Annotated in this window: 1 protein-coding gene; it reads left to right on the forward strand. The window is 36.8% G+C overall.

Translation table 11 applies throughout. The annotated features are described in order from the left end of the window. Positions 1-179: 179 nt before the first annotated feature. Positions 180-1,345 (forward strand): hypothetical protein (locus Q0X77_RS04150; RefSeq protein WP_297793466.1); only part of this gene is annotated, 1,166 nt, incomplete at its 3' end.

A 1,345-nucleotide genomic window follows, 5' to 3' on the forward strand; every position in this document is an offset into this window, starting at 1 on the left:
AAGCCCGTCTGCGCCGATGGTACTGCCGTAACTGGTGGGAGAGTAGGCCGCCGCCTTCTTTAAAAGCACTTATCAATTCATTGATAGGTGCTTTTTTTTGTTACAAACACCAATACAACCTCAGATACCCCTTTTAATAAGTTAAAATTTGAATTATCTTAGCTCCATACCCATATTTTATGAGCAATAACCCTCAGGATAAAAAATTTAAAAAATGGCTTGATATACTTCAACAGGAAAGTTGGCAGTTAGAATTAATTATTTCCGGTTTTGCCATCTATGGACTGTTTATGATCATTGAACCTATTGAATTAGCCGGTATTGAAGCTGAAAATGAGCGGAATTTGTATCAGATCTTTTTAATTAGAGGTCTGTTAATATCCTGGTATATACTTACGATAAACCTCATAGCACATGTTATTTTAAGAGGCCTTTGGATTGGAGCTATTGGATTGCGCTATGTGTCAGGCGATATCGACTACGATCATTTGAATTACAGTCCAAAATTCACAAAACACTTGAAAAAACATGTAGGTAGTTTTGATAACTATGTTGCAGTTCTGGAAAAATATTGCAGTGTCATATTTGCGGTTACATTTTTGTTAGTCTTCTACTTGCTGGGATTACTACTCATAGCCTTTGTGCTGGCTTTGCTGGGATTGTGGATAGACAAAGGGGAAACACCCGAATGGTTAAGGATAGTAATCGCGGTGCCATTGATTCTATTTATTGTCCTTGGGATGATTATGACATTTATTGATTTCCTAACGCAAGGATGGTTAAAGAAAAAAAAGTGGACTACTGCTTTTTATTACCCTTTTTATTGGGTTTTTAAATACTTAACCCTTTCGATTCTTTACCGCCCCATGGTATATAATTTTTTAGATACCAAATTTGGAAAACGATTAAGTTTTATTATTGTGCCTCTTTATTTGGGAGTGGCCATCTTAGCCGGTACAGGATTCAGTACATCCAACTATTTGGATAAAGAGCTTAACTCAAATTCTTTGACAGCCGGTTCGGATAATTACCAGGATTTGATCACCTTAAATACCTCATTTGCAGATAGGGCGGTTATAGACTCCAAGTTGATCAACAATTCTTTCTTACACGTTTTTGTGTGTTATGGGAGCTCCATTGAAGATGATGTATTTTACTTCAATAAGGACCTGGAACCCGAAGAGGATGTACGAGGCATATATTCCCCTTTTTCAAAAGGCACTATATCGTGGTCCAAAAAAGGGAATAGTATGGAAGAGTATCTAAAGACGGTAGAGGATATGTATACCTTAAGTGTTGATAGTATCCCTTATAAACCTCAATTTGTTTTGGCGCAAAATCCTCA

It is taken from the genome of uncultured Eudoraea sp. (assembly GCF_947258925.1).
In the GTDB taxonomy this organism is placed as follows: Bacteria; Bacteroidota; Bacteroidia; order Flavobacteriales; family Flavobacteriaceae; genus Eudoraea.